This window comes from Streptomyces sp. NBC_01198 (assembly GCF_036010485.1).
In the GTDB taxonomy this organism is placed as follows: Bacteria; Actinomycetota; Actinomycetes; order Streptomycetales; family Streptomycetaceae; genus Actinacidiphila.
The window spans coordinates 4121522-4140099 of record NZ_CP108568.1; the positions used below are offsets into that span (position 1 = coordinate 4121522).

Annotated in this window: 15 protein-coding genes; 8 read left to right on the forward strand and 7 right to left on the reverse strand. The window is 71.3% G+C overall.

Going from position 1 to position 18578, the window contains the following annotated elements:
• Positions 1–244: 244 nt before the first annotated feature.
• Together OG702_RS18480 and OG702_RS18485 are read left to right on the forward strand one after the other, a co-directional pair.
• Positions 245–2086, forward strand: coding sequence for a GmrSD restriction endonuclease domain-containing protein (locus OG702_RS18480; protein ID WP_327289993.1), 1842 nt, complete (start codon positions 245–247; stop codon positions 2084–2086).
• Positions 2073–3230, forward strand: a complete 1158-nt coding sequence (locus OG702_RS18485) for a CBS domain-containing protein (protein WP_327289994.1) — start codon at positions 2073–2075, stop codon at positions 3228–3230. Before OG702_RS18480 ends, OG702_RS18485 begins: the two co-directional genes overlap by 14 nt.
• Before the next feature lie 21 nt (positions 3231–3251).
• Here OG702_RS18485 and OG702_RS18490 read toward each other — a convergent pair whose 3' ends face one another.
• Positions 3252–4139, reverse strand: a complete 888-nt coding sequence (locus tag OG702_RS18490; RefSeq protein WP_327289995.1) for a DUF72 domain-containing protein — start codon at positions 4137–4139, stop codon at positions 3252–3254.
• Positions 4140–4347: 208 nt separating this feature from the next.
• Between OG702_RS18490 and OG702_RS18495 the strand changes: the two genes are divergently transcribed.
• Positions 4348–6132, forward strand: coding sequence for a RecQ family ATP-dependent DNA helicase (locus tag OG702_RS18495; protein WP_327289996.1), 1785 nt, complete (start codon positions 4348–4350; stop codon positions 6130–6132).
• A gap of 10 nt (positions 6133–6142) precedes the next feature.
• On the opposite strand, the gene OG702_RS18500 is transcribed toward OG702_RS18495, so the two are convergent.
• From OG702_RS18500 to OG702_RS18510, 3 genes are read right to left on the reverse strand one after another with little or no spacing between them, the layout of a single operon-like run.
• Positions 6143–7180 carry a MerR family transcriptional regulator gene (locus OG702_RS18500; protein WP_327289998.1) on the reverse strand — a complete coding sequence of 346 codons (1038 nt, stop codon included), beginning with the start codon at positions 7178–7180 and terminating at the stop codon, positions 6143–6145.
• Between the two features lie 38 nt (positions 7181–7218).
• Positions 7219–8112: a metal-dependent hydrolase gene (locus tag OG702_RS18505; RefSeq protein WP_327289999.1), complete on the reverse strand. Its 894-nt coding sequence runs from the start codon at positions 8110–8112 to the stop codon at positions 7219–7221.
• Positions 8113–8162: 50 nt separating this feature from the next.
• Entirely contained in the window at positions 8163–10124 is a 1962-nt protein-coding gene (locus OG702_RS18510) for an SDR family oxidoreductase (protein ID WP_327290000.1), read from the reverse strand.
• A 247-nt stretch (positions 10125–10371) separates the two neighbouring features.
• On the opposite strand from OG702_RS18510, the gene OG702_RS18515 reads away from it, so the two are divergent.
• The 5 genes from OG702_RS18515 to OG702_RS18535 all read left to right on the forward strand — a co-directional run bounded on the left by OG702_RS18515 (position 10372) and on the right by OG702_RS18535 (position 14793).
• Complete coding sequence (locus OG702_RS18515) at positions 10372–11328, forward strand: ABC transporter ATP-binding protein (protein WP_327290001.1); 957 nt, start codon at positions 10372–10374, stop codon at positions 11326–11328.
• Positions 11315–12262, forward strand: a complete 948-nt coding sequence (locus tag OG702_RS18520; protein WP_442814464.1) for an ABC transporter permease — start codon at positions 11315–11317, stop codon at positions 12260–12262. Before OG702_RS18515 ends, OG702_RS18520 begins: the two co-directional genes overlap by 14 nt.
• A complete protein-coding gene (locus OG702_RS18525; RefSeq protein ID WP_327290002.1) occupies positions 12259–13176 on the forward strand; it encodes an ABC transporter ATP-binding protein in 918 nt (305 codons plus the stop codon). Before OG702_RS18520 ends, OG702_RS18525 begins: the two co-directional genes overlap by 4 nt.
• A 76-nt stretch (positions 13177–13252) precedes the next feature.
• A complete protein-coding gene (locus OG702_RS18530; protein ID WP_327293279.1) occupies positions 13253–13972 on the forward strand; it encodes an ABC transporter permease subunit in 720 nt (239 codons plus the stop codon).
• A gap of 92 nt (positions 13973–14064) precedes the next feature.
• Positions 14065–14793, forward strand: a complete 729-nt coding sequence (locus OG702_RS18535; protein WP_327290003.1) for a rhomboid-like protein — start codon at positions 14065–14067, stop codon at positions 14791–14793.
• Positions 14794–14868: 75 nt separating this feature from the next.
• Here the strand turns inward: OG702_RS18535 and OG702_RS18540 are convergent, their stop codons facing one another.
• The 3 genes from OG702_RS18540 to pheA all read right to left on the reverse strand — a co-directional run bounded on the left by OG702_RS18540 (position 14869) and on the right by pheA (position 18514).
• On the reverse strand, positions 14869–15708 hold the full coding sequence (locus OG702_RS18540; protein WP_327290004.1) for an HAD family hydrolase: 840 nt from the start codon (positions 15706–15708) through the stop codon (positions 14869–14871).
• Between the two features lie 26 nt (positions 15709–15734).
• Positions 15735–17042, reverse strand: coding sequence for a serine--tRNA ligase (gene serS, locus OG702_RS18545; RefSeq protein ID WP_327290005.1), 1308 nt, complete (start codon positions 17040–17042; stop codon positions 15735–15737).
• 542 nt (positions 17043–17584) lie between these two features.
• Positions 17585–18514, reverse strand: coding sequence for a prephenate dehydratase (gene pheA, locus OG702_RS18550; RefSeq protein WP_327290006.1), 930 nt, complete (start codon positions 18512–18514; stop codon positions 17585–17587).
• Between the last annotated feature and the right edge of the window lie 64 nt (positions 18515–18578).

The window sequence follows — 18578 nt, forward strand, 5'->3', positions numbered from 1 at the left end:
ACGGCTTTGGAGCCCCAACCCAACCGCGACGGCACTCCTCGCAGCAACACGGTTTTCCGTCATAGGACGATGACCGGGACCTACGGCCGCCCGGCGCAGCTGCCGTCAGCGGGGGATTTTTTGAACGAAAGGACCCCACAAGGGGGTCACGGTTCGGGAGGATCGTCCACATGAGGTGTCCGTCAGCGGCTTGTGTGCGTGTCTGACGACGCAAGGGCGAGGCAAGCATGGAGCGGGAGCAGGCGTGGTGGCACTGGACGGCCCGAGTCTGGGCAGGATGCTGGAGGACGTCGCCGTCGGGAAGATCCAGTTACCCGACTTCCAGCGACAGTGGAAGTGGGACGACGATCGCATCAGGGCGCTTCTGGCCACGGTGACGCTCGACTACCCGCTCGGCGTGGCCATGACGCTCGATACGGGCGGCGAGTCCCAGTTCAAGGCAAGGCCCCTCTACGGCACTCCTGTCGTTCCCGGCACCATTCCCGAGCAGCTCCTTCTGGACGGCCAGCAGCGGCTCACCTCCCTCTTCCAGGCGCTGCGGTCCGACCAGCCCGTCGAGACCAACGACGCCCGCAACAAACCGGTACGGCGCTGGTACTACATCGACATCTCCATGGCGGTCGAAGAGGGTGCCGACCGGGACGAGGCGATCCGGTCGATTCCGGAGGATCGTCTGGTGCGGGGCCCCTTCGGCCGGCTGCTGCTCGACCTGACCAGCCGGGAGGCGGAATGCAGGGAGGGCTTCTTTCCGCTGAACCTGATCTTCGACGCCGATGGCTCCGGCAAGTGGCAGCGCACCTACGTCACTGCCGCCGAGGATCGGTGGGACACATGGTCGGCGTTCCAGGAGAAGGTCCTCGACACGGTCAAGGGCTTCAAGGTGCCGCTGATCCGGCTTCCCAAGGAGACCAGGAAGGACGCGGTGTGCTCGGTCTTCGAGCGGGTCAACACCGGCGGCGTCGTGCTGAACGTCTTCGAGCTGCTCACGGCGACTTACGCGGGAGACGCCGGCTACACCCGGGAGCACGGCAGGGACTTCAGCCTCAGCCAGCAGTGGCTGATGACCAAGTCCGCGCTCAGCGGCGCGTATCCCGTCTTCGGCTCCATCGACGCGGACAGCAGGCAGGAGACCGGGCTCACCAGCCTCGACTTCCTGCAGACGATCGCGTTGACGCAGACGTGGCAGCGCAAGAAGCGCTACCTGGCCGGGAATCCGGGTGCCGCCAGCCCGCCGGCGGTCAGCTGCAAACGCCGTGATCTGCTCCACCTCCCGCTGTCCGACTACACGGCGCTCGCTCCCGTGGTCACGCAGGCGTTCGCCTGGGCCGGCCGTTTCCTGGCGTCGCAGTATGTCTTCCGCGAGCGGGATCTGCCGTACGGCTCGCAACTGGTCCCGCTGGCCGCCATCGTCGCGCTGCTCGGTGACAGGCGCGACGAGCCGGCCGTACAGGAGGGTCTGTCGCGCTGGTACTGGTGCGGAGTTCTCGGGGAGCTCTACGGCGGCGTGACGGACACCCGCTTCGTCCGCGACGTCGAGCAGGTCGTCGCATGGCTGGCGGACGGCGGTCCCGAACCCGACACCATTTCCGAGGCGTCGTTCCAGGAGCAGCGACTCCACCGGCTCAACTCACGCAACAGCGCCGCCTACAAGGGCATGCACGCGCTGCTGATGAAGGAAGGCGCGGTCGACTGGGCCTACCCGGAGGAGGTGATCAGCGAGCAGAACCTGGCCGGCTGGACCGTCGACATCCGGCAGATCTTCCCCAGGGCGTGGTTCCTCCGCAACGAGCCGGACCCGGTCCGGATGGCGAGCATCGTCAACAAGACGGCGCTCTCGTACCGGGTCTCCCAGACCATCGGGGTCAACTCGCCGTCCGTGTACCTGTCGGCGCTGGAGAAGGAGACGGGTACCAGCAGCGACTGGCTCGACGACGTGATCGGGACCCATCACATCGACCCCCGTGCCCTGCGCGCCGATGACTTCGACGCGTTCTACCGCGACCGGGCCCAGCGTTTGCTCGGTCTCGTCGAGCGGGCGATGGGCAAGGCCGTGGTCCGCGAGGGAGCGGACAGTGGCGTTGGATGAGCTGATCGTGCCGGCGGGCATCATCACGGGCACCCCGATGAGTCGGCGTCGCCTGCTCGAGCTCTGGGACGCCCGAGTCCGCAACCATGCCGTGGTTTCCCGGATAGCCCTTGATCTGGCCAACGCCGGTCTGCGGACCGAGCCGGACTTCTCAGTCGGCCCGCTCGACGAGGAGATCGTCGTTCTCCCGCTCGACGGCGGCTCTCCCACGCCGCCGAGCGATCCGGGCGAGCTGACGGCAGGGGAACGGGACGGGCGTCCCGGGGGAACCGCGAGGCCCGGTGCTTCCGACGCGCGCCGCGCCCCTCAGGAGGCGCCGGCGACGCCGGGTGCCGCCGCGGACGACGCCGGGAGCGACCCCGCGTCCGGCCACGCGGAGGAGACGCAGGGGGAAGATCCTGTCGGCTTGTTGCCCCAGACCGGTCTGCGCGTCGGTGCCATCTCCAGCGCCGGAAACGGCGTGACCTCCGTCGTACCCGAGGACTCGCTGGCGCGCACCATGGGAATCATGGCCGAGCGCGGCTACTCCCAAGTGCCCGTCCTCGACTCGCTCGGCACGCTGCAGGGTGTGATCAGCTGGGCGTCGATCGCCCATATGCACGCCACGGGACGCGCCCCGAGCGTGGTGAACGCCCTCACCAGCGAATACCACGTCGTGGACGCCACGGCGCATCTGCTCTCCGCGCTGCCCTTCATCCAGGCTCACGGCTTCGTCCTGGTCCGCAGTGGCGCGGGCGAACTGGTCGGCGTCGTCACCACCGCGGACCTCGCTTCCGAGTTCGTCACCATCGCGGGTCCTTTCTTCACCCTCGGCGAGATCGAGCGCCGGCTTCGCCGCTGCCTCGGTCGCGCATTCGGCGAGGACGACGTCAGACAGGTGCACAAGGATCGCCGCCGACGCAGTGTCGACCAGTTGATGTTCGGGGAGTACATCCGGCTGCTGGACGACGAGGTGCGGTGGAAGAAACTCAACTGGCCGGGGGTCGACCGCCCGCACTTCGTCGGTCTGCTGCGGCATGTGAAAGACGTCCGCAACACCGTGATGCACTTCAACAGCGGTTCGCTGCGCGACGATCAACTGGCGGTGCTGGAGCGGTTCGTAGGAATTCTCCGCAGCTACGACCCGGACCGCAGCCCGTGGTGACGCCGCAGGCAGGGCGCGCGCTCAGCCCGCGACCGGTGCCCGGAGGTCGAGGAGGGTGCGCATCGACTGGGCGGCGCGGGCAGCCGCGTCGCCGCAGCAGTTGTTGAACAGGACGTGCACCTCGCGGGCCTGCTCGGCGAGGGAGCGGATCCGCGGGGTCCACTCGGACAGTTCCCCGGGCGTGTAGGAGTGGCGGAACCTGTCCTCCTTCGTGCCCGTTCCCCAGGCCTGGCTGCGGCCGTGGAAGCGGACCACGGCGAGTTCCGGGGCGGTGACCCGGGCGACCGGGGGAACGGAGCCGGGCAGCGTCTGTGCCATGTCGACGGCCACGGCGGACACGTCCAGGTCGGTCAGCAGTGCGGCCGTCGCGGTGAGGTGCTCGGCGCGCCACCAGCCGGGGTGCCGGAACTCCACGGCCACCGGCCACCCCGCGGCGCGCTCGCGGCACCGGCGCAGGAACTCCGCCCCCGGCCTGCCAGGCGCGAGCTGCCGCGGGAACTGGAAGAGCAGCGTGCCCAGGCGGTCGGCCCGGCGGAGCGGTTCGAGGGCGCCGCTGAACCTGTCCCACACCTCGTCCAGCAGATCGGGGTCGGTGCCGCCCCGGCCCGGCTGCCGGGCCAGGGCCGGGCGCAGTTCGGGGGGCAGCGCGGCCGGGCGTGTCGGGTGCCCGGTGAGCAGGGAGAAAGCCTTCACGTTGAACCGGAAGCCAGGCGGGGTGCGTTCGGCCCACAGCAGGCTGTTGCGGGTGCTGGGCAGCCCGTAGTAGGTGGCGTCCACCTCCACCACCGGGAACTGCGTGGCGTAGTGGCGCAGCCTGCCCTCGGCGTCGCGGTGGCCCGGCGGATACCAGCCGCTGGAGACCAGCGCCTTGTCCGTCCACGAGCACGTACCGACCTTGACCTCTCCCATTCCGCCCGCCTTCCCCGGGGCGACCGGGGCCAACGTCCGGGCTTCCGGCTTCCGGCTTCGGACTTTCGGCTTCCGGCTTCCGGCTTCCGGTGCGGGCCTGCTCCGGCGGCCGCTCGGCGGCAGTGGCGGGTCGTGAGGCGATATCCGGCTGTGCCTGGGTAGCCGCCAGGCACACAGCAGTTCGATGCCCGGACCTCCGAGGAGAAGCATGTTCGCACTCTCGTCCCGCCGGCTGCGCGGCACCGCGCGCCGGGTCTTCGGCTGGGAAAGGCTGCGTCCGGCCCAACTGACGGCGATGAAGGCGGTGATGAAGCGCCGCGACGTGATCGCCGTGATGCCGACCGGGGCGGGGAAGTCCGCGATCTACCAAGTGCCGGCCGCGCTGCTCGGCGGGCCGGTGGTCGTCGTCTCGCCGCTGATCGCCCTCCAGCGCGACCAGATGCAGGGGCTGCTGGACTCCGGCGCCCTGCGCGCGGCGGCCGTCAACTCCGCCCAGCGCCGCAGCGACAACGAGACCGCGTGGGACAGGATCAGCGCCTCCTCGATCGACGTCGTCTTCCTCGCCCCGGAACAGCTGGCCAAGGACGACGTGCTCGACCGGCTCGCCGCTGCGCAGCCCAGGCTGCTCGTGGTGGACGAAGCGCACTGCGTGTCCGCCTGGGGCCACGACTTCCGCCCGGACTACCTGAGGTTGCGGCACGCGCGCGAGCGGCTGGGGAATCCGCCGGTGCTTGCGCTGACCGCGAGCGCGGCGGCCCCCGTGCGCAGGGACGTCGCCGAACGCCTCGGCATGCACGACCCGGTGGAGATCGTGGCCGGCTTCGACCGGCCCAACATCAGCCTGGAGGTGGCGGCATTCCAGGACGAGGCACTCAAGGACCGCTTCGTGGTCGAACGGGCTGCCGTCGAGGAGAAGCCGGGCATCGTCTACGCGGCGACCCGGCGGGCCGCCGACACCATCGCCGAGGAACTGTCGGGACTCGGGCTGGCCGCCGAGAGCTACCACGCCGGGCGGACGGCCGGCGACCGCAGCGGCGTCCAGGACCGCTTCCTCGCGGGCGAGTTGGATGTCGTCGTGGCGACCTCGGCGTTCGGGATGGGCATCGACAAGGCGGATGTGCGGTTCGTGCTGCACGCGTCAGTACCCGGGTCGCTGGACGCGTACTACCAGGAGATCGGCCGGGCGGGCCGCGACGGGGCGTCGGCCCGGGCGATCCTGGCCTACCGGTCCAAGGACCTGGGCCTGCAGCGCTTCTTCGCCGCGGGAGCGCCGGACGCCGACGCCCTGGGCCGGGTCGCCGAGCGGCTGCGGAAGGAGGGTGCCCCGCTGGGCGCGACCGCTTTGCGGACCGAGTGCGACATGACCGCGACCCGGCTGTCCGCGGTCCTGAACCTGCTGGAGGAGGCGGGCGCCGTCCACACCGCCCGCGACGGCAGCCGCTGGACCGGTTCGGCCGCCTCCGACGACCAGGACGCGGTCGACTCCGCCGTCGAGGCCGCGCTGGCCGTCGACGCCACGCACCGCAAGCTGGAGCAGTCGAGGGTCGAGATGATGCGGGGGTACGCCGAGACGGTCGACTGCCGGCGCCGCTTCCTGCTCGGCTACTTCGGCGAGACCGTGACCGCTCCCTGCGGGGCGTGCGACAACTGCACCGGCCGGACCGCGGGCGCCCTCGACGGCCCGGGCGTGCGGGACGGCCGGGCGGAGGCCGCCGAGGAGCCGGCGGCCGCGCGTGGCCGCCGGATGCGGATCCGGCGCGACAGGTCCGGCGGCGGGGCTCCCGCCAAGGAGCAGGCCGACGCCGGCAGCCCGTCCCACCCCTACCAGCCCGGCGTGCGCGTCCGCCACGAGCAGTGGGGTGAGGGCGAGGTGATGAGCGAGGGCGACGGCAAGCTGACCGTGCTGTTCGCCTCCGTCGGCTACCGCACCCTGTCGCTGGCCGTGGTGACCGACAAGCACCTGCTCGCCCGTCTGCCGGACCCCGCGCGCTGAGCCCGCCGGCTCACCCGCCGTCGGTGCCCGGGCCGCCGCCGGAGGCGAGGGCGTCCATCCGGCGGGCGGCGACCTCGCGGTCGGCTGCGGCGGCCACGAAGGCCGCGACGCCGGCCGGGCCGACCAGCGCCCGGACGGCGGCCACCGTCGCGGCGGGCAGCGGCACCTGCACCGGGGCCTGGTGCGGCCGGGGCGGTGCGACCGGCGCGGCCGGCCCTGCGGGCTCGGGGGGCCGCAGGGGCTGCCCGGGTCCGGCCGCCGGTTCAGGTCCGGCCGGACCTGTCGCGGTGGGCGGGAGGGCGTCACCGAGGTGGCGGCGGACGTGCTCGGTGGCCCGCAGCCGCATCGCGCGGGCCAGCTCCGCGTCGACGGTCTGCTGGGCCAGCGGCCGCAGCCGGCGGACCAGGGCCGCCGCCTCGGCCGCCTCCGCGTCGTCGGGCGGGTGTTGCAGGAAGCGCTGGAAGACGTGTTCGGTGGTGAAATCGAGGAAGCGCTCCGAGATGTGCTCCACCTGCCCGCGCAGCTCCCGCAGATGGCCGGTGATCGCGGCCAGCGGCACACCGGAGGCATGCAGCTCCACCGCGACCGCCAGCTCTCGGGGGCTGGGCACCTCGAACTGGTCGTCCCGCTCCGCCACCGCCTCCAGCACGCCGAGTTGCAGTGCTTCCTCCACCGCCGACAGGTCGGCCACCTCGCCGAAGGCGGCGATCAGTTCGGGCAGGCCGATCCGTATCGGCTGCTCGTCCGACCACGGCCGGTCCACCTCGCCCACCAGGCCGAGCACCCCGCCGAGCCCGGTGCCCGCGTCCCACGCCGCCAGCAACTCCTTGATGCTGGCCAGGGTGTAGCCGCGCTCCAGCAGATCGGCGATCTGCCGCAGCCGCTCCAGATGCGCGTCGTTGTAGACGTTGGCCCGGCCGAGCCGCTCCGGTTTCGGCAGCAGACCGCGGTCGGTGTACGCCCGGATGGTGCGGACCGTGGTCCCGCTCAGCCGGGACAGATCCTCGATCCGGTACGCGCCCTGCCCGGCGTCGGTGGCGGTGCTCACCTGGTGGCCCTCACTCGCTCGTCGTCATCCTTCGGTCGTCATGAGGCCGCCGCACCGCCGGCCGGCCCGGCGGCCGCCCGGGCCGCGGGGGAGACGGCCAGATACTCGACCGCCCTGCTCAGCGAACCCTCCTGCGACGGATGGTACGACCGGCGCAGATAGCGTGGCATGGCGGCGTGCAGCGACGCCCAGGACGGCAGCAGCCCGCGGCGGGCGGCGCTGCGGTGGTCCCTGAACCGATACCTCCCGCCGGCCAGTTGCGGGTCGTGCCGCAGCAGATACCGGGCGCCCGCCGTCCACAGGTAGAACAGTGTCGGCCAGGCCAGTGCCATCCCCTCCACCCGCCGCAGATAGCGCGCCGCACCGCCGCCACCCGCGTGCTGGTACATGTCGAACGCCACCGCCCGGTGCTCGACCTCCTCCGCGCCGTGCCAGCGCAGCAGATCCAGCATGACCTCGTCGGTCCCCGCGCCGTCCAGCGCCTCCGCGTCCAGGATCCAGTCGCCGAGCACCGCGGTGAAATGCTCGATCGCCGCGATCAGCGACAGCCGGAACCGCAGCCACTCGCGCCGCGGTATCGGCATCCCCCACGGCGGCTTCTCGCCGAGCAGCACGTCGAACATCCATTCCACCTGGCGGGTGTAGGCGGTGGTGTCCAGACGCTGCTCGGCCAGGTGCTCAAGCACATACGCGTGCTGCACGCTGTGGGTGGCCTCCTGGCCCATGAAGCCCTTGACGTCCTGGAGCAATCGCTCGTCGGTGACCAGGGGCAGCGCCTCCTTGAACACCTTCACGAACCACCGCTCGCCGGCCGGCAGCAGCAGATGCAGCACGTTGATGACGTGCGTCGCGGTCGGCTCGTCCGGAATCCAGTGCAGAGGGGTCTGCTTCCAGTCGAACGTGACCCGGCGCGGCTTGATCGGGTGACTCACGGGTGTGGCCTCCTTCCCGGTGGCTGAAGGGCGAAGGTGTCCGAGGGCCGCTACAGCGGCGGGTCGACACGGGCGAACGCCCGCAGCGCGCCCGGTGACAGCCTGGACAGCAGCCGGGCGCCGCGGGCCTCCGGGGTGACCGGGACGACGGCGGTGTCCCGCAGCACCGCCTTGACGACCGCCCTGGCGACCTTCTCCGGCGGGTAGTTGCGCAACCGGTAGAGCCGGGCGCTCCGGTCGCGGCGGCGTGCCTGCTCCGTGTCGCTGACCCCGGCGTGCCGGGCGCTGGCGGTGATCGGGGTGTTCACCAGGCCGGGGCATATGGCGCTCACCCCGATGCCGTGCGGCGCCAGTTCGGCCCGCAGGCACTCGCTGAGCATCAGCACGGCGGCTTTCGACGTGCTGTACGCGGGCAGTGCCCGGGACGGCATGAAGGCCGCCGCCGAGGCGGTGTTGACGATATGGCCGCCCTCGCCGCGCTCGACCAGCTGCCGCCCGTAGAGCCGGCAACCGTGGATGACGCCCCACAGGTTGACGTCCAGCACGTGCTTCCAGTCCTCGGGTGTGGTGTCGAGGAAGGAGCCGGCCAGTCCGACGCCCGCGTTGTTGACCACCACGTCGGGCACGCCGTAGCCGTCGAAGGTGCGGGCGGCGAGCTCCTCCATCGCCGCGGCGTCGGACACGTCGACGGTCTCGGGCCAGGCCTCGGGCGCACCGATCCGCCGGGCCAGCTCGGCGGTCTCCGCCACGCCTCCGGCGTCCCGGTCCACGGCCACCACCCGGGCGCCCGCCTCGGCGAACGCCAGTGCCGTGGCCTTACCGATCCCGCTGGCCGCCCCGGTGACCAGCACCAGCTGTCCGCCGAACCGCTCCCTGGCCTCGGGAAGCGCTCTGCCCAGGACGGACGGCGGCAGCTTCCCCGCGTTCCCTGTCCGTACGAGGGCCGCCCCCGGGCCGGCCCCGGCCCCCGCGGCCGGTCCGGACGCGCCGGCCGCCGCCCCGGCCGCCACCCCCGGCGTCAGCCCGGCGACCGCCGCGCCGGTGTCCTCCACCCTGGTGACGAAGTCGGCGATCCGGCGGGCCAGTTGCTGCGGCCGCGAGCGCGGCACCCAGTGCTTGGCGGGCAGCGAGTGCCGGGTCAGCCGGGGCACCCAGTGGTCCAGGTCGTCGTAGAGGCGCTCGGACAGGAAGGCGTCCGCGGTCGGGGTGATCAGCTGCACGGGCACGTGGGCGTAGGGGTCGGCGCGCGGCCGGCCGAGCCGCTGCCGCACGTTGTCCCGGTAGAGCCAGGTCCCGTTCGCGGCGTCCTCGCGAAGTGAGGCGGTCGGATACCGGTCGGAAGGCAGCTTCTCCACCCGGGCCAGCAGATGGGGCCACTGCTTGCCGAGCGCACCGCGCCAGGCCAGCTCGGGGAGCACCGGGGTGTGCAGGGCGTACACATACCAGGACTTGACGACCTGCCCGAGCACCTGCGCGGCCCGGCGGGGGGTGGGACGGCGGACCCGGCGCTTGATCCAGTGGCCGAAGTGGTCCAGGCACGGCCCGGAGATCGAGGTGAACGACGCGAGGCGGCCCGTGGTACCCGGCACGGTGGCGAACTCCCAGCCCTGCACCGAGCCCCAGTCGTGGCCGACCAGGTGCACGGGGCGATCCGGACTGACCGCGCCGGCGACGGCGAGGAAGTCCTCGGTCAGCTTCTCCAGCGTGAAGCCGCCCCTGAGCGGATCGGGGACGCCGGAGCGCCCGTGCCCGCGCACGTCGTAGCGGACCACGTGGAAGCGGTCGGCGAGCAGCGCGGCGACGTCCGACCACACCTCCTTGCTGTCCGGATAGCCGTGCAGCAGCACGACCGTCGGCAGGGCTGTGTCACCTGACTCGGCCACGCACAGCCGGACCCCGTCCGCGCCGGTCACGAACCGCTCGCCCGACCCGTCCGGGCCGGCCGCAGACCACTGGTCCGTCCCGTCCGGACCGGCCACGGACCGCTCGTCCGCGCCGCTCGTCCCGTCCATCCCGCTCACCCGCCCCTCCCCGTCACTCGCCGCACTCCGGCACCACCACTCGAAGCTGACATCGATCACTGTGACATCGCTCGCTGACACGGTCAAGACCCGGTCACGCCCTGTGGAAAACTCTCCGTCCGCACTCGACAGCAGTCCGTGGTCGTAGAACCCCTACGGGTGGTCAGCCCCCAGGACTACCCGGATCCGGCACTCCGGACTGACGTCAGGCCGTGGTGCGGACCACTACGGTCAGCATGTGACTGTGATCGCTACCGAAAGCCTGAGCAAGCGGTACCCGAGGGTGACCGCTCTCGACCGGCTGTCCGTGGACGTCATCCCCGGTGTGACCGGGCTGGTGGGGGCCAACGGGGCCGGGAAGTCGACCCTGATCAAGATCTTGCTGGGGCTCTCCCCGGCCACCGAGGGTCGTGCCGCCGTGCTCGGACTCGACGTGGCCACCGAGGGTCCGCAGATCCGCAGCCTGGTCGGCTACATGCCCGAGCACGACTGCCTGCCGCCCGACGTGTCGGCGACCGAGTTCGTCGTGCACATGGCCAGGATGTCCGGACTGCCTCCCACGGCCGCGCGCGAGCGGACCGCGGACACCCTGCGGCACGTCGGCCTCTACGAAGAGCGGTACCGCCCGATGGGCGGCTACTCGACCGGTATGAAACAGCGGGTCAAGCTCGCCCAGGCGCTGGTCCACGACCCGAAGCTGGTGCTGCTCGACGAGCCGACCAACGGTCTGGACCCCGCAGGGCGGGACGAGATGCTGGGCCTGATCCGCCGGGTGCACACCGACTTCGGCATTTCCGTCCTGGTCACCTCCCATCTGCTCGGCGAGCTGGAGCGCACCAGCGACCACGTCGTCGTCATCGACGGCGGCAAGCTGCTGCGGGCCTCCTCCACCAGTGACTTCACCCAGGCCACCGCGTCCCTGGCGGTCGAGGTCACCGACCGGGAGAGCGAGCTGCTCGGTCTGCTGACCGGCGCCGGCCTGACCGCCCAGGCCAGCGGCCACCTGCTGCTGGTCGACATCGCCGACGACGAGACCTACGACACCGTGCGGGACGCCGTCGCCGGCCTCGGGGTCGGCCTGGTGCGGATGGAGCAGCGCAGGCACCGGATAGCCGAGCTGTTCATCGACGACGAGCCCGCCCCGACCCGGGACGACGCACCGAGCAAGGAAGGAGACGGCCGTGACGCAGCCTGACGTCGCCGCCCCCGGCGGCCCCACGGGCCCCGCCGCGGGCACCCGCGCCGGTTCACCCCCCGATGTCATCCACAACATCGGCTACCGCAAGTACACCGGCCCCCGGCTCGGCCGCGGGTACGCCCGGCTTGCCCTGTTCACGCAGAGCCTGCGCGGCGCCTACGGCCTCGGCCGCAGCGCCAAGTCCAAGGTGCTGCCGATGATCCTGCTCGCCACGATGTGCGCGCCCGCGCTGATCATGGTCGCGGTGGCGATCTTCGCCGACCGCAACGACCTGCCGGTCGCCTACACCCGCTACGCCGTCGTGCTGCAGGCCGTCATCACCCTTTTCGTGGCCGCCCAGGCCCCGCAGGCGGTGAGCCGGGACCTGCGCTTCAAGACCACGCCGCTGTATTTCTCCCGCCCCATCGAGCGGGTCGACTACGTGGCGGCCAAATTCGCCGCTCTCACCGTGGCGATCTTCCTGCTGACCGCCCTGCCGCTGGTCATCCTCTACGTCGGCGCGCTGCTGGCGAAGCTGAGCTTCGCCCACCAGACCGCCGGGTTCGGAAAGGGCCTGGTGTCCGTCCTCCTGCTCTCCCTGCTCTTCGCCGGCATCGGCCTGGTCATCGCCGCCGTCACGCCGCGCCGCGGATTCGGTGTGGCAGCGGTCATCGCGGTGTTCGTCATCAGCTACGCGGCCGTCTCCGCCGTCCAGGGAGTCGCCGCGACGCAGGAGAAGTACGACGTCATCGGCTGGCTCGGGCTCTTCTCGCCGATCACCCTGGTCGACGGCTTCCAGACCTGGTTCCTCGGTGCGAGCTCCGCCTTCCCGCACGGGTCGGGCCCGGCGAACGCCGGGATCGGCATCCTCTACCTGCTGGTGCTCGTGGCGGTCGTCACGGGCACCTTCGGCCTGCTGATGAACCGCTATCGGAAGGTGGGCCTGTCGTGACCACGGTCAGCATCGACAACGTCTCGCGCTGGTTCGGCAACGTGGTGGCGGTCAACGACGTCACGATGACCATCGGCCCCGGCGTGACCGGCCTGCTCGGCCCCAACGGCGCGGGCAAGTCCACCCTCATCAACATGATGGCCGGCTTCCTCGCGCCGTCCAACGGCAGCGTCACCCTCGACGGCGCCGTCATCTGGCGCAACGAGCAGGCCTACCGCGAGATCGGCATCGTGCCCGAGCGCGAGTCGATGTACGACTTCCTGACCGCCCGGGAGTTCGTCGTCGCCAACGCCGAGCTGCACGGCCTGCCCGACCCGGCGGCCGCCGCCCAGCGGGCGCTGGCCACCGTCGAGATGGAGTACGCGCAGGACCGGCGGATCGAGACGTACAGCAAGGGCATGCGGCAGCGCGCGAAGATGGCGTCCGCGTTGGTCCACGAGCCGTCGGTGCTGCTCCTCGACGAGCCCTTCAACGGTATGGACCCCCGCCAGCGGCTGCAGCTGATGGCTCTGCTGCGCAGGATGGGCGCCGACGGCCGCACCGTGCTGTTCTCCTCGCACATCCTGGAGGAGGTCGAGCAGCTCGCCCACCACATCGAGGTCGTGGTGGCCGGCCGGCACGCCGCGTCCGGCGACTTCCGCAAGATCCGCCGCCTGATGACCGACCGTCCGCACCGCTACCTCGTACGGTCGAGCGACGACCGGCAGCTGGCGTCCGCGCTGATCGCGCACGCGTCCACCGCCGCGATCGAACTGGACGTGCGCGACGACGCCCTGCGCATCCAGGCGGTCGACTTCGCCGGCTTCACCGAATTCCTGCCCCGGATCGCCCGCGACCACGGCATCCGGCTCTTCACGGTCTCGCCGTCCGACGAGTCCCTGGAGAGCGTCTTCTCCTACCTGGTCACGGCGTAAGGAGCCGAGCGACATGTCCGTCACCACCGCCCCGGCCGGCCGCGGCGCCCTGCAGCCGCCGATCACCGGCCCCAGGCTGTACCACCCCACCGTGGCCCGGCTCACCTACCGCGCACTGCTCGGCCGCCGCCGCGCCCTGCTGCTCTTCCTCCTCCCGCTGCTCCTGCTGATCATCGTCGCCGCGGTCCGGGGACTGGCGGGCGCCGACGACTCCACCACCAACGACGTGCTGCAGGGCTTCGCGCTCAGCGCGATGGTGCCGCTGGTCGGTGTCATCGCCGGCACCGGTGCGATCGGACCGGAGATCGACGACGGGGCGATCGTCTACCTGCTGGCCAAGCCGATCAGACGCAGCACGATCATCACCACGAAACTGCTGGTCGCGATAGGCGTCACCATGGCCTTCTCCGCGATCCCGACACTGCTGGCCGGCTACATACTGAACGGCAACGGGCAGAATCTGGCGGTGGCCTTCGCCGTCGGCGCCGCCATCGCCTCCGTCGCCTACGCTGCGATCTTCCTGCTGCTCGGCGTGCTCACCCGGCATGCCGTGGTGGTCGGCCTGGTCTACGCGCTGGTGTGGGAGAGCGTGATCGGCAACGTGGTGCCGGGGGCGCGCACGCTGAGCGTCCAGCAGTGGGCGCTGGCGGTGGCGCAGAAGCTGGGCCACGGCGACGTGATCAGCTCCGACGTCGGCCTGACCACCGGCATCGTGCTGCTGGCCGTGGTCACCGTGGCGGCCACCTGGTTCGCGGGGAGCAGGCTGCGCAGCCTGAAGCTCGCCGGGGAGGAGTGACATGCGGCGGCGATGAGCCGCGCGCGGTGACGGGTGGCAGCGGCCGAGGCGTCGGCGGGCAGCGCACAGCGTGCCGGTGAAGACTGAGGGCAATGGCCCAGCAGACCACGCAGGCGGCGCGGACCGTACCCACCCGGATCCGTGTCGCGGCGCACCGGCTCCGCCGCGTCACCCCGCGCGACGCGTGGCGTTCCGTCGCGCACTGGGTGCGGTCGTCGCCGGGCACCCACATATGGCTGGCGATCCTGGCGGTCACCAGCGTGGTGATGGCCGTCGTGCCCCCCGACGTCCGCTCGCACCTGCTGCACCGCTTCAGCACCAACCTGGTCGAGCTGCACCGTCACCCGATCCGCGTACTGATCGGCAGTGCCTTCTGGATCGAGACGCCGTCCGGCTTCGCCTTCTACGCGGTGCTGTTCGAGGTTGTGCACGCGCCCGCCGAGCGCTGGCTGGGCACCTGGCGCTGGCTGTTCACCGCGGCCACCGCTCATGTCGGCGCGACACTGATCAGCCAGAAGGCTGTCTTCTTCGGGATACAGGACGACAAGCTGCCGCACTCCCTCGCGCACACCGTGGACATCGGGGTGAGCTACGGCCTGGCCGGGATCGTCGGGGTGCTCGCCTATCGCGTTCCCCGGCCCTGGCGGTGGGCGTATCTGGCGGCGGTGCTCGGCTTCTTCGGTTATCCGGTGCTTCGGCACGCCACGTACACCGACCTGGGGCATCTGAGCGCGGCCCTGATCGGGCTGGGCTGCTACGTCGTCACACCGGTCACGCCCCCCGCCCCGCGCGGCGACGACGGGTCGCGCGACGAAGCCTGAGGGGCCGGCCAGGCCCAGGAAGGGCCCGAGCCAGGAGTCGGGGGGCAGATCCCAGGCGGGTCGGAGCCCGGTGATTCAGAACGGGCCGAACAGCCGGGTCAGGACCGGCACGATGCCGTCCTCGTCGTTCGAGGCGGTGACCTCGTCGGCGACCAGCTTCAGCTCCGGATGCGCGTTGGCCATCGCCACGCCGTAGCCGGACCAGGCGAGCATCGGCACGTCGTTGGGCATGTCGCCGAAGGCGATGGTCTCGGCGGCCGTCACCCCGAGCCGTCGTGCGGCCAGCGACAGGCCGGTGGCCTTGGTGAGCCCGAGCGGCAGCAGCTCGACGATGCCCGCCCCGGCCAGGGTCGCGCTGACCAGGTCACCGGCAACGTGCTGGGCCACCCGGGTGAGCTCGTCGTCGGACAGTTCCGGGTGCTGTATGTAGACCTTGTTGATCGGCTCGGCCCACAGCTCTTCGGTGCCGCCGATGTGGATGACCGGCAGCTCGGGGTTGTGGACGTAGCCCGGGCCGATGAGCACCTCGCCGCCGAGACCGTCCCGGCTCGCGGCCACCGCCAGCGGGCCGACCTCGGCCTCGATCTTGGCCAGCGACAGCGCGGCGAGCTGCCGGTCCAGGGTGACCGAGGTCAGCAGCCGGCCCGCCGCAGCGTCGTAGACCTGCGCGCCCTGCCCGCAGACGGCGAGGCCCGCGTAGCCCAGGTCGTCCAGCACGTGCCGGGTCCACGGCACCGAGCGGCCGGTGACGACGATGTGCGCGGCGCCCTTCGCGGCGACCGCCGCGAGCACGTCACGGGAGCCCTGCGAGACGGTGGCGTCGCTCCGCAGCAGCGTCCCGTCCAGGTCGGTGGCGATCAGCCGGTAGGGCAGCCCGTGCGGCTCGCGGACGTCGTGCGAAAACGCGCCCGCCACGGCCTCGGCCCCGTCGCCTGAGCCGCTCACCTGGCGGTGGCGGAGAAGGCGGCGGTGGCGGAGGCGACCGGTTCCAGGGTGTCCCGTCCGCCCAGATAGGGCCGCAGCACTTCGGGGACGCGTACCGAGCCGTCCGGCAGCTGGTGATTCTCCAGGATCGCCACGATCGTCCGGGTGACCGCGCACAGCGTGCCGTTGAGCGTGGCCAGCGGCCGGGTGCCGTCGGTGTCCCGCATGCGCACCCCGAGGCGCCTGGCCTGGAACTCCAGGGTGTTCGAGGTGGACGTCAGCTCGCGGTACTTGCCCTGGGTCGGGATCCACGCCTCGCAGTCGAACTTCCGCGACGCCGACGCGCCCAGGTCGCCGGAGGCCAGCTCGATGACCTGGAAGGGCAGTTCGAGCGAGGTCAGCCACTGCTTCTCCCAGGCCAGCAGCCGCTGGTGCTCGGCCTCGGCCTCCTCGGGAGTGGTGAAGACGAACATCTCGACCTTGTCGAACTGGTGCACCCGGAAGATGCCGCGGGTGTCCTTGCCGTACGAGCCGGCCTCGCGCCGATAGCACGACGAGAAGCCGGCGTAGCGCAGCGGCAGCCGGGACGCGTCGATGATCTCGTCCATGTGGTAGGCGGCCAGCGGGACCTCGGAGGTGCCGACCAGATAGAGGTCGTCCTTGTCGAGGTGGTAGACGTCGTCCTCGACCTGGCCGAGGTAGCCGGTGCCCGCCATGGCCGCGGGCTTGACCAGGTTCGGCGTCAGCATCGGGGTGAAGCCGGCCGTGGTGGCCTGCGCGATCGCCGCGTTGACCAGGGCCAGTTCCAGCAGGGCGCCGACGCCGGTGAGGTAGTAGAAGCGCGAGCCCGACACCTTGGCGCCGCGTTCGGTGTCGATGGCGCCGAGCATCTCGCCCAGCTCCAGGTGGTCGCGGGGGGTGAAGCCCTCGGCGGCGAAGTCGCGCGGGGCCCCGTGCTGCTCCAGGACGACGAAGTCCTCCTCGCCGCCGATCGGGGCGTCGGGGTGGACGAGGTTGCCCAGTTCGAGCAGCAGCCGCTGGGCCTCCTCGGCCGCTTCGTGCTGCTCGGCGTCGGCGGCCTTGACCGCGGCCGACAGCTCGCCGGTCCGCCGCAGCAGTTCGGCCTTCTCGTCGCCCTGCGCCTTGGGGATCAGCTTGCCCAGCCGCTTCTGCTCGGAGCGCAGTTCGTCGAAGCGGGTCCCGGACGCCCTGCGCCGTTCGTCGGCGGAGAGCAGGGAGTCGACAAGCGCGACGTCCTCTCCACGGGCGCGCTGCGAAGCGCGCACACGGTCGGGGTCCTCACGAAGCAGGCGAAGGTCGATCACGGCTACAGGCTACCGGGGCGAGGCCGCCGCACGCGACAAGTTAGGGGCTTTATGCCCGATATGAGCGCTTCGCACCATAAGCGGGAGAAATCCCGATAGCGGGCAGAAAAATGACCTGTCAACCGTAATGTGGATATCCCTCCGCCGGGGCATCCGGCTTGTGGAGAACTGGAGTTGATCACCGCGTCGGAGGCAAGTTATCCACAGGGGCCCCCAGGATCTCCACGACTTGTCCACAGGTTGTGGGGAAGATCTGTGGAGGAGGATCGAGATCATTCCGGGGGGCCGATGTTCGGCTATGGATTCCCCGTCAAAACCTGGTCCACACGCACTTTCGAGTGAGAAATACTCCCTCGGACGAGTGGGTTGGCCGAATTGCGATGACGCGTTGTGTCCTGCCTCACTCTGTGGCGTCCTGGTGTCTGTGTACCCATTTGTCGACTAGGTCGGCTTCCTGTGTCGACTTGTCCCCAGTTACCCACAGGCCGCGGTGCCTGCCTGTGGATAACTCATCAGTAGCTGTGCAGAACTTGCAGAACAGTTCAGCCGCGCCCGTCGAGGGCCCGGTTCAGCCAGTCCGCGGCGTCGGTGAACTCCGCGTCCCCGGTGCCGCGCGCCACCGTTCCGGACACCTTGTCGGCGCGCGGGTACGAGCCGAGGAAACGTACGTTCAGGCAGCGCCGCCGCAGCCCCATCAGCGCCTCGCCGACCCGCCGGTCGGTCAGGTGGCCCTCGGCGTCCACCGAGAAGCAGTACTGCCCCAGGCCCTCGCCGGTCGGCCGGGACTCGATCCGCATCAGGTTGACCCCGCGGATCGCGAACTCCTGCAGCATTTCAAGCAGCGCACCGGGATGGTCGTCGCGCAGCCAGAAGACCGCGGAGGTCTTGTCGGCGCCGGTCGGCGCCGCCAGCCGGGCCGGGCGGCCGGCCAGCACGAAGCGCGTCGTCGCGTTCTGCGCGTCATGGATCTCGGTGGCCAGCGCTTCGAGGCCGTAGGTCGGCGCGGCGAACTCCCCCGCGAAGGCGCCGTCGAAACGGCCTTCCTGCACCAGCCGGGCGCCGTCCGCGTTGGACGCCGCCGACTCCCACACCGCGTCGGGCAGGTGCTCGGCCAGCCACTGCCGCACCTGGATCTGCGCGGCCGGATGCCCGGTGACCGTCTTCACCCCGGTCAGGTCCGTGCCGGGGCGTACGAGCAGCGCGAACGCGATGGGCAGCAGCACCTCGCGGTAGATCATCAGCGGCTCGCCGAAGGCCAGCTCGTCCAGGGTGGCGGTGATGCCGCCCTCCACCGAGTTCTCGATCGGCACCAGCGCCCCGCCCGCCTCGCCGCCGCGCACCGCGTCCAGCGCGGCGGGCACCGAGACCATCGGCACCAGCTCGCGGGTCGCGGCCTCCGGCAGCGAGCGCAACGCGGCCTCGGTGAAGGTGCCTTCGGGGCCCAGATACGTATAGCGGCTCGCTGACGACATGCCATCAGCCTAACGGCCGTACGACTGCGCCGTCCGGGTCAGCACGGCCGCCCGCCGCGGGGGC

Coding starts and splice junctions, on each gene's coding strand:
- OG702_RS18510 (WP_327290000.1), bottom strand. CDS start 10,124: ATGGACGGGACGAGCGGCGCGGACGAGCGGTCCGTGGCCGGTCCGGAC.
- OG702_RS18535 (WP_327290003.1), top strand. CDS start 14,065: ATGGCCCAGCAGACCACGCAGGCGGCGCGGACCGTACCCACCCGGATC.
- pheA (WP_327290006.1), bottom strand. CDS start 18,514: ATGTCGTCAGCGAGCCGCTATACGTATCTGGGCCCCGAAGGCACCTTC.
- OG702_RS18490 (WP_327289995.1), bottom strand. CDS start 4,139: ATGGGAGAGGTCAAGGTCGGTACGTGCTCGTGGACGGACAAGGCGCTG.
- OG702_RS18495 (WP_327289996.1), top strand. CDS start 4,348: ATGTTCGCACTCTCGTCCCGCCGGCTGCGCGGCACCGCGCGCCGGGTC.